Genomic DNA, 6,275 nt, shown 5'->3' with positions numbered 1-6,275 from the left:
AACTGGGGCTCCTCGCCGGGCACCCCGATCTTCTCCTTGATGCGGTCGGCGCCGCGGGCGATGGCGCGCTTGTACAGGGAGCTAGCCACCGTGGACACCACGGAGCCCACGGCCACGCCGATCACCGAGCCCGCGATGCCGATCTGGTTGGAGAGCAGCATGGACGTCACGGCCGCCAGGGCGCCGGCAGCGACCTGGGGCACGGACAGGTCGCTGAAGAGCCCCTGCCCCCTGCCGCCGTCCGCCGCCGGGGCGGCCGGCCGCCGGGGCGCCGCCTCCCTCGGGGGCCGCTCGTCGTGGTCTGTGTGGTTCATGGGACCGTGCTGCAAGGCGCTCCTCCTTCTCCCTCGGTTCTCCCGGAACGTACCCGCCACGCGCCGTCCCCTGGCCCCGTCGCGCCGTGTGTCGCCCGGACTTCACGGGCCCTTCTCACAACGGGTGCGCGGCTGTGACAGACTCGGGTGGACCGCCCGTNCGAGAGGAGCCCCCATGGAGAAGATCGCCAGCTTCACCGTGAACCACATCGACCTGGAGCCCGGCGTCTACGTGTCGCGCCGCGACACGGTGGGCAGCGAGCCCGTCACCACCTTCGATATCCGCATGACCTCGCCCAACGACGAGCCCGTCATGGACACCGCCGCCGTGCACTGCCTGGAGCACCTGGGCGCCACGTTCCTGCGCAACGACCCCGAGTGGGGCCCGCGTACGGTGTACTTCGGCCCCATGGGCTGCCGCACGGGCTTCTACCTCGTGGCGGCGGGGGAGCTGGGGCCCGCCGACGTCCTGGACGTTCTCACGCGGCTCTTCACCTGGGCCGCCTCCTACGACGGTCCCGTGCCCGGCGCGNCGCCCCGCGACTGCGGCAACTACCTCGACATCAACCTGCCCATGGCCCGCTGGGAGGCCCGGCGCTACCTCGACCGCTGCCTCACGGGCATCGACGAGGCGCACACCGTCTACCCGGTCTAGCGCGTCCGGGCGCGGGCCGGCGCCGGGCGGCCCGGCGCCCCTCAGCGCGCCTGGGCGCGGCTCAGGGGCGCCGTGAGCTCGCCGCGCATGGAGACCTGCATGTANGAGGTCACCTGCTCGGGGGAGAGCCCTCGGCCGAAGAGGTGCATGAGCTTGGTGAGCGCGGCCTCGCCGGTCATGTCGTAGCCCGAGACCACGCCGGCCCTGGCCAGCGCGTCGCCGGTGGCGTAGCGCTTCTCCTCCACGCCGCCGGCGGGGCACTGCGTCACGTTGACGACCACCTTGCCGGCCTTCACGGCGTCGGCCAGGGCGTCCACGAACCAGTCCTCGGTGGGGGCGTTGCCGGCGCCGTAGGTCCGCAGCACGAACGCCTTGACGCCGTCGATGGAGAGGNTGCCGCGCAGCACGCGCTCCGAGATGCCCGGGTAGACCACGAGCTCGGTGACGGCGTCGTCCATGGCGAAGCACGGGTTCAGCGGCGTGTCGCCCGCGGGGCGCCACAGGCGGTCNCGGTTGAAGTCGATGTGCAGGTCNGAGCGGCCGAGGNGCGGGTAGTTAAATGTCTTGAACGCGCCGAAGTTCGTGGAGCTGGCCTTGGTGGCGCGGTTGCCGCGCAGGATGTCACGGCCGAACGAGATGACGACCTCCCGCACCATGGNGCCGCCGTCGCGGGGGTCGCGGGCCGCGGCAACCTGGAGGGCGGTGATCAGGTTCTCGGTGCCGTCCTCGCGGATTTCTCCGATGGGCAGCTGGGAGCCGGTGAGCACCACGGGCTTGGCCAGCACGCCGAGCATGAACGAGAGGGNCGACGCCGTGTAGGCCATGGTGTCGGTGCCGTGGAGGATGACGAAGCCGTCGTAGGAGTCGTAGACGTCGGCCACCATGTGGCAGACCTTGGCCCAGAGGGCCGGGTTCATGTTGGAGGAGTCGATGGGCGGGTCGAGCTCCACGTGGTCCAGCCGGTAGCCCAGGCGGCCGATCTTGGGGACGTTCTCCATGAGGTGCGAGAAGTCGAACGGCACCAGGGTGCCGGTGGCGTGGTCCTCGGTCATCCCGATGGNGCCGCCGGTGTAGNTGAGCAGGATACGCGGGGCGTCGGCCGNGGTGGTCATGGTTCCTCCTGACGTAGGGAAGCTGCAGCAAAGGTACCCCTCCGGGCGGCCCCGGTGGCGTGCGGGGGCGTAGGNTGGAGGGGAGAGAACGAACTCCCGAGGAAGNACCTTCATGAAGATCGTTATCGTCGGCGCCATGGACAACGAGGTGCGCGACCTCGTCGCCCACATCGAGGGGGACAAGGTCACCGAGCGCAGCCACCTGGAGTTCCACGAGGGCACCATCGAGGGGGTGCCCGTGGTGGTGGTGAAGTCGGGTATCGGCAAGGTGTCCATGGCCGCGTGCGCCCNGNAGCTGTGCGACCTGTTCGCCGTGACNCACCTCGTGAACACCGGCGTCGCCGGGGCCGTGGACGACCGCGTGGACATCGGCGACGTCGTGGTCTCCACCGCGGCCGTGCACCACGACATGGACGTCACGGCGCTGGGCTACCCCCTCGGCCAGGTGCCGGGCTATCCCACGCTGTTCGAGGCCGCCCCCGCGCTCGTGGACNACTTCTGCNCCGCCGTGGCCGAGGTGGCCCCCGGGGTCTCCGTGTTCAAGGGCGTCGTGGCCTCCGGCGAGCGGTTCGTGGCCGGCGGCGAGGACCGCGGGCGCATCCGCGGGGCGTTCGACGCGCTGTGCTCCGAGATGGAGGGCGCCGCTCTGGCCCAGGTGGCGTGGCTGAACGACGTGCCGTTCGTGGTGCTCCGCGCCATGAGCGACAAGGCCGACGGCACCGGCGCCGAGTCCTACCAGCGGTTCGAGGACGAGGCCGCCTCCGTGATGGCCCACGCCCTGATGGCGGCGCTGCCCCGCATCGCAGGCCAGCCCGCGTGACGGCGGTGCCGGCCGCTGTCGTCGTGTGACAGCGGTGCCTGGCCCATCTGTCACTCTCCCTATTGCGACAATAATATGAAGGGGCGCCCGTCGCCGTGGTACGGACGCCCCTTTTCCCGGGCATGACGGCGGTGCCAGGCCGCCGGGGGCCAAAGGCCGCGCTGCTATCGCTTCCCGCTGTAGTTGAGCCCGCCCACGGCGGTCTCGATGGCGTCGCCGCCGCGGCAGAAGGCCTCGGCCACCACGGGGAAGCCGTCCACGGCCCCGTCGAAGAGGTCCATGAACGAGGCGTGGGACACCCTGCCGGTGAAGGGGTCGGTCCAGGGCAGGCGCCGTGGGTTGGCCAGCGGGCACACGTCCTCGCGCAGCACCTCGTGGGCCATGGCCTCCACCTGGGAGAACGTGCCGCGCAGGCGCTCCTCCACCAGGGCCACGGCCTCGCCGCGGGGCGACCCGGCCGGCTCGATCAGGCGGTAGACGGCCTGCATGTCGTCGACCGCGGCGCCGAACTCCTCGCAGGAGATGGAGATCCCGAACACCTGCCAGGCCACCTGCGAGAAGATCGCGCCGGCCACGCGGTCGATGCGCGGCGTGCGGCAGAGCTCCAGCGCCGGGTGGCAGGTGAGCACGGTGCTGTGGCGCTCCTTCNAGAGCATCCAGGAGTCGATNCGCCCCTNGATNATGGCGTGCACCTGNCNNCCGCAGCCNTCGAGCTCGCCGTCGGAGGCGTCGATGATCTCGTCCTGTTCGGCGAAGATGAAGGGGTGCACGGAGCGGTCGAGCTGGTAATGGGCCACCAGGCCCAGGCAGAACGCGCGGCCGAGGCCCTGCTCGTCCTCGGGAAGGCGCCCCACGCTCTCGTGGGCTGCGGTGAAGGCGGGGGCCACGCGCGTGGAGTGCATGGAGGTGGCCAGCCGGTGGCAGGCCTTGAGCTCGGCGGGGAGCGCCCTGAAGCGGAAGAAGAAGGGATCGGGGCCCTGGTTGCCGAGGAGGAAGGCCAGGAGCTGCTCCTGGTCCTCCACGAGGCCCTCGGGAAGCTCCGGGGCGCATTTCTCGCCGAAGATGTGATGGGTTATCAAGGCAGGCATCTGATGGCTCCTTGTCGGTGTCGTCGGGCCGCTGGGGCGGGACCCAAAGTCTAGCGCACGGGGGGGCGTACCGTCCCCCTCCCCGCGGTCTATGGTCCGTGGNGAGATTCAGCACCGTTTCAACACCGAGGCGTATCTGGTTGCCTTTGTAGTCTATCGTGTGCCCGACGGGGCGGAGTGGCCCCCGCGGATAAAGGATATTGATGAAACTTTTCAGTCATCACACGCGGCAGGAACGCGACTGGATCATGTACGACGTGGGCAACTCGGCCCTCGTGCTGCTGAGCACCACCGTCGTGCCCATCTACTTCAACGCGCTCGCCGCGGAGACCACCGACTCCGCCGGTCTCGTGGCCCAGTGGGGCATGGCGCAGACCGTCGCGTCGCTCATCGTGGCCCTGCTCATGCCCATCCTCGGCTCCCTGGCCGACTACAGGGGCAACAAGATCAAGTTNTTTATCGGGTTCTTCGCCACGGGCCTCGTGGCCTGCTTCTGCCAGGCGCTCCCGGTGTCCGCGGCCGTGTTCCTCGCCATCTTCGTGGTGGCCACGGTGGGCCTCAACTCGTCCATGACGTTCTATGACGCCATGCTCGTGGACATCACGGACGACGAGAGGATGGACGACATCTCCTCCGCGGGCTTTGCCTGGGGCTACATCGGCTCCACCGTCCCGTTCGTCGCCTGTATCGCCCTCATCTTCGGGGGCCCGGCCCTGCTCGGCCTCGACTCCATGCTCTGCACCCAGCTGTCGTTCGTCATCACCGGAATCTGGTGGCTCTGCTTCACCGTCCCGCTGCTCCGCAGCTACCGGCAGGTGCACTACAAGCGCTCCGAGGACGCCCGCGCCGAGGTGCTCGACACCTTCCGCGGCCTCGCCCGCACCATGCGCGACATCTTCCACGACCGGCGCCTGTTCGTGTTCCTCGTTGCGTTCTTCTTCTACATCGACGGCGTCCACACCGTCATCGCCATGGCCACGAGCTACGGCTCGGCCTTGGGCATCGACTCCACGCACCTCATCCTGGCGCTCCTCGTGACCCAGTTCGTGGCGTTCCCCTCGGCCGTCGCCTACGGCAGGTTGGCCGACCGCTTCGGCACCCTCACCATGATCCTCGTCGCCGTGGTCGCCTACTGCGGCATCGTGGGCTTTGCGGCCTTCTTCCTCAAGACGGCCACCGAGTTCTGGGTCCTCGCCGTGCTCGTGGGTCTCTTCCAGGGCGGCATCCAGGCCCTGTCGCGCTCNTACTTTGGCAAGATCATCCCCAAGGACCGCGCCAACGAGTACTTTGGCTTCTACGACATCTTCGGCCGCTACGCGAGCGTCATGGGCACCCTCCTGGTGTCGGTGGTGACGGCCGCCACGGGCTCCGCCGAGCTCGGCGTGCTGTCCATCGCCATCCTCCTCGTGGTCGGCTTCGTGATGCTGCTGCTCATGCCCAAGGAGCACGGGGAGCCCGCCGGCGCCTAGGGCCTGGCCCGCGGCCCCCTGTCCCANNACCCGGACNCTTCTGTCCCACCACCTGGACACTTCTGTCCCACACCGTCCGGCCNCGCGTCGTCGCTCCCTTCGCGGAGGAGCCGGCGGCGTTATCATGGTGGGCCGTTCGGTCGGAGAGGGGAGTGCCCGTGGGTCTCGGTGAGTGTCTCGTTCTGGGTGTGGCCCTGGCCATGGACGCGTTCGCCGTCACCGTCTCCAACACGCTGGCCGCTCCNGGTGCCCGGCGCGGCCGGCTTCTGCTCATGCCGTTGCTCTTCGGCCTCTTCCAGGGTCTCATGACCCTGCTGGGCAGCCTTCTCGGGTCGCTCTTCGGCGACGTCATCGAGCGCTTCTCGGGCCTAGTCGCCCTCGTGGTGCTCGGCGCCATCGGCGTCAACATGGTTCGCGAGGGCCTGGGCGCCATGCGTCCGGTTGCTGCCGAGGAGGTCGCCGCAAAGGGGAGCCCGGCCGAGGAGGACCGCGACTGCGGCGGGGACGACGTCCTCTCCCCCGGCCGGCTCCTGCTCGAGGCCGTCGCCACGTCCATCGACGCCTTTGCCGTGGGTGTGTCGCTCCGCGCCATGGGCGTGGCCGTCGGGCCCGCCTCCACGGTCATCGGCCTCGTGACGGCGGCTCTCTGTGTGGCCGCCATCGCCTGCGGCCGCTGGGTGGGGCCGCGCATCGGCGACCGGGCCCAGGTGGCGGGCGGTGTGGTCCTCGTCGCCCTGGGCGTCAAGGCGTTCTTCTTCTAGCCCGCCCCCCGGCGCCCACCTGCTGCCGGCCGCCCGGCAGCAGGTGGGCGCCGGGG

General features: G+C 69.9%; 5 protein-coding genes and 1 pseudogene. 4 read left to right on the top strand and 2 right to left on the bottom strand.

Translation table 11 applies throughout. The features are described from left to right. Positions 1–314, bottom strand: a pseudogene (locus JX283_RS07675) (hypothetical protein); the annotation flags it as partial. Between the two features lie 175 nt (positions 315–489). On the opposite strand from JX283_RS07675, the gene JX283_RS07670 reads away from it, so the two are divergent. Beyond that, entirely contained in the window at positions 490–969 is a 480-nt protein-coding gene (locus JX283_RS07670) for an S-ribosylhomocysteine lyase (protein WP_204830049.1), read from the top strand. A 41-nt stretch (positions 970–1,010) separates the two neighbouring features. On the opposite strand, the gene JX283_RS07665 is transcribed toward JX283_RS07670, so the two are convergent. Continuing rightward, entirely contained in the window at positions 1,011–2,081 is a 1,071-nt protein-coding gene (locus JX283_RS07665; protein WP_204830048.1) for an asparaginase, read from the bottom strand. A 112-nt stretch (positions 2,082–2,193) separates the two neighbouring features. On the opposite strand from JX283_RS07665, the gene JX283_RS07660 reads away from it, so the two are divergent. The 3 genes from JX283_RS07660 (at position 2,194) to JX283_RS07650 (ending at position 6,219) form a co-directional block, all read left to right on the top strand. Continuing rightward, a complete protein-coding gene (locus tag JX283_RS07660) occupies positions 2,194–2,901 on the top strand; it encodes a 5'-methylthioadenosine/adenosylhomocysteine nucleosidase (RefSeq protein WP_204830047.1) in 708 nt (235 codons plus the stop codon). A 1,291-nt stretch (positions 2,902–4,192) separates the two neighbouring features. Continuing rightward, complete coding sequence (locus tag JX283_RS07655) at positions 4,193–5,458, top strand: MFS transporter (RefSeq protein ID WP_204830046.1); 1,266 nt, start codon at positions 4,193–4,195, stop codon at positions 5,456–5,458. Between the two features lie 158 nt (positions 5,459–5,616). Continuing rightward, the gene (locus JX283_RS07650) at positions 5,617–6,219 is read left to right on the top strand and encodes a manganese efflux pump (protein WP_239652542.1); all 603 of its coding nucleotides are present in this window, start codon (positions 5,617–5,619) and stop codon (positions 6,217–6,219) included. Positions 6,220–6,275: the final 56 nt, after the last annotated feature.

The sequence above is a fragment of the Olsenella sp. CU969 genome, from assembly GCF_905219715.1.
In the GTDB taxonomy this organism is placed as follows: Bacteria; Actinomycetota; Coriobacteriia; order Coriobacteriales; family Atopobiaceae; genus Granulimonas; species Granulimonas faecalis.
The sequence above is the reverse complement of the archived record's forward strand: the minus strand, read 5'-3'. Positions and strand labels throughout refer to the sequence as shown.